This window comes from Okeania sp. SIO2B9 (assembly GCF_010672505.1).
GTDB lineage: Bacteria > Cyanobacteriota > Cyanobacteriia > Cyanobacteriales > Microcoleaceae > Okeania > Okeania hirsuta.
Window position 1 is genome coordinate 1 of sequence record NZ_JAAHGK010000960.1, and the last position, 3012, is coordinate 3012.

2 protein-coding genes are annotated in these 3012 nt (G+C 34.7%); both read right to left on the reverse strand.

The window, feature by feature from the left end:
• Positions 1-149: 149 nt before the first annotated feature.
• Positions 150-806, reverse strand: a complete 657-nt coding sequence (locus F6K13_RS25985; protein WP_124154660.1) for a Crp/Fnr family transcriptional regulator — start codon at positions 804-806, stop codon at positions 150-152.
• Positions 807-1250: 444 nt separating this feature from the next.
• A complete protein-coding gene (locus F6K13_RS25990; RefSeq protein WP_124147076.1) occupies positions 1251-2267 on the reverse strand; it encodes a CHAD domain-containing protein in 1017 nt (338 codons plus the stop codon).
• Between the last annotated feature and the right edge of the window lie 745 nt (positions 2268-3012).

Consider the following 3012-nt stretch of genomic DNA (forward strand, 5'->3'; position numbering starts at 1 on the left):
TTGATTTGTGGAGGTTCCTAATATAGAACTACAAGAACTGCTTAGGACATTTTTTAATCCTAAAACCCTTTTACATTTTGCTATTCTCTGTTCCCTGTTCCCTATTCCCTATTCCCTAGCGCGTAGCGCTATAATTTATTAGACTAAGTTTAGTTATTATTGTTACTGACAAATCCAAATAAATCTGATGAGTATGCAAAAGCTTCATTTTTTAATATCAGATGACGATCTTTATCTTTACTGAGCCATCCTTGCTGTTGTAATTTTCCCAAAATTCTCGTGACAGTTACTCGCGTTGTACAAATTGCACCAGCAATATCTTGATGAGTCAAGCGAATACTCAACCGAGTACCATCAGTCACTGGCTGGCCAAATTCTTGCTTCAACAATAATAATAACTGATGGAGACGGTCTTCTACTCGTCTTTGTCCAACAATCGCTAACAAGGCCTCTGTTTGCCGAAATCGTCTTCCTAATTGAGGTAACAATTCTTGGGCTAATTTTGGGGAAGCCTCTATCTCGATCATTGTGTACCACATTAGACAAACATCTGACAAAGCATTTGCCCGATAAGTCTGCAAGTGGGAAAAACAACTACCAAAGCACATAGAAGGTCCACCCCATCCGAGTAGACCTTCTTCGCCTATTGGATAAAGAGTACTGAGTCGCACTAAACCTTGACAAATTTGCCAGACACCTTGCGACATTAGAGGTATTGTTTCTCCTTTATTAAAAAAGTGTAGATGACGTTCAGAACTTGTATTGTAATTATTAGTTTCTATAGTTGCTCTAGAACTTTGAGCCATATTTATACATTCCAGTTTACATATACTGGTTTTATATACATAGTACTCAGACTATCCTCACAAAGTAAAGGTTAGGTAATTAAAAGATTAGTAATAGGTTAAACTTTTTTGATCATCATTCAATCCCACTCAGTAAGGCAGGATAAACAAGCATCATTTTTTTTTAGATGAGATAAATCTTCTTTATAGCAGAAGGAAGAAGGGGCTTAGTTATCTAGGAGAGGACCGAAAGAGCGAAAAATCTTTCATTGTCTGAGTTTTAAGCTTTTAATATGTCCTAATCTTTGCTTCGACTGCTATACATATTTTCTTTTCTGCTTTTTACTCAATCTTTACCTACTACCAATTTTGGATAAATAAACTTCTTGCAAAAGTAAAAATTAAATATTCACTTCTTTTTTTGTTTTTTATTTTACCTCTACAAGAAGTCTAATATACCAGAATTTATATCGCAGGTCGCAATAATTCAGAGCGGAAATTTTGTCTAACTTGAATATTAAGATATCGTCTTTGCAAAACCTGCCATTTTCGCCATGCTTGATGCCAATTTTGTTGGAGTTGCTTCTCTAAGGTAGGAAGAACTTTGTCAATTTTAGATTGCAAAACATTTTCCAGAAATTCTCTTAAAACAGCACCATCTTGAATATCACCCAGATATTCCTGAATTTCTTTCATATCTTTTAAATAAGCTTCATAAGTCTGACCATAAAATTCAGTAAACAAGCTCATCTGGTAACGAACCCGCTTTACTTCTTTACGCAGACTATGTAGATTTTCCTCATCTTTATCGCTAATACTTATAAAAGAAACATCATTATTTATTTTGACAACTTGATGCTTGGAATTAGTTCTTTGTAGTAAAAAATCCTGATTATCACTTGTTTCTAAATCCTCTGTTTCAATACCAACCAACCAGCCAGGATGAAGCAGTAATTGACTAACTTCAGGTAATAATAAATCTGGTAATACCTCTTGAATAGGCAGGCGAGAAATATCTGTATAAATTGGCTTATCCAACCATTCCTGTAATTTCTGCTTCAACATTAGATAATTCTTATTTCCAAGTATTCCTCGTACTTTTTTAAAAGCTTGACGACGTTGTTTTCGTAATTGCTGCATAACCTTCTCTAACTCTGCCTGTTCTTGAGGAGGTAAATTTGGTTGATAGCGATTTTGAAGCGCTTCTAAAAGAACATCTAAATCTCTTAAACCCCCTAAACAACGAGCAATTTTACCAATTTTTTGATCTTGAGCTGCTTTTGGCAAAGTGACAACTGGCCTAAAACCTTGAGCAGCAGAGCGCAAGCGACGCATACCCACACGCATTTGATGTAGTTCCTCTGGGTCTTGATCTTTGAGTACCTCTGGTTCGTGTCTGAGGGTTTTCTGAAAATGCTTTTCAAAAGCTAAGGATGCCCAGTCTCCAAGACTATTTACTTTCGGCAATACTTGTGTTGTCATAGTTAATTGAAACCCTAACTCAACTTTTGCAGTCACGTCTACAATATTCTGAAAAACTTCTATAATAACACTTTTTGTGGATTTTTAACAAATTTTATTGTCTATTTGTTGCTGCCTCAACTCTTTTACAGCAATTTTCTACTTAAATAAGGTAGAGAGTTTTGGAGTTTTAAGTGAATAGAAAACAAGACAAGAATTAAGATTAAGATTAATATTAATATAACTTACGCAAAAATACTGTATGTAGTAAACAAAAACTATAGTAACACACTATATATAGCATTGATAACTGGGAAATGTGTAAGTCCCCATAGAGTCACATTCATTAACTATGACGTAAAGACGTTGTATATAAGGTATCTATATATTAGACTTGTCGCTTTATAACTTAAAAATTCCCCAAAAACCTTGTTCTGTAAGGATTGTAGCTATTGGATGGCAAAAATGCTGGGAATTATTGCTCTGTCTAGGTTAGAGTGATTTTTTCCCTTTATTTAGCGACAACTCTATTTATATTTGAAGAAGCAAGCTTTATAGAGGTTATTCAATTAGACTTGATATCAGGCATACTTTAAATTCTTAATTAGGGCTTGCTGATTAAATCTAAAAGCATTGACAGATAAAGATTTTAGCCTTTTTGGGGTCGAAAAAAGTACCTGGTTTTCAGCTCTTCACGCTCAAAAAGGAGCGTATTTTAGGCTCATAGTTGGGCAGAAAAATTCAGGGACAATTCTTACTCCTAACT

Coding starts and splice junctions, on each gene's coding strand:
- F6K13_RS25985 (WP_124154660.1), bottom strand. CDS start 806: ATGGCTCAAAGTTCTAGAGCAACTATAGAAACTAATAATTACAATACA.
- F6K13_RS25990 (WP_124147076.1), bottom strand. CDS start 2,267: ATGACAACACAAGTATTGCCGAAAGTAAATAGTCTTGGAGACTGGGCA.